The sequence below is a fragment of the Carboxydocella sp. JDF658 genome (genome assembly GCF_002049395.1).
Taxonomy (GTDB): Bacteria; Bacillota.
The window spans coordinates 1-201 of record NZ_BDLR01000218.1 but is presented as its reverse complement, the minus strand read 5'-3'; the positions used below and the strand labels follow the sequence as shown (position 1 = coordinate 201).

Sequence of the window (201 nt, the reverse complement as noted above, 5' to 3'; positions counted from 1 at the left end):
TAATTGATTTTCTGATGGAGAAAGGTAACAAGCACTTTTCAGATCCCAAAGCTACTGCTGAAGCGCTTAAAAAGGCTGCTCGTAATGCTCACAGGTTAAGGGGAGATCTTCTGGAACCGGTTAACTTGATCCTGGCTACAAGCCTTGAAACCATTAGATGCCTGGAAAAGCAGGTCAAAACCATTGATAAAGCCATTGCCA

1 pseudogene is annotated in these 201 nt (G+C 43.3%); it reads left to right on the top strand.

The features are described from left to right. Positions 1-201 (top strand): annotated as a pseudogene (locus JDF658_RS13885) (IS110 family transposase); the annotation flags it as partial.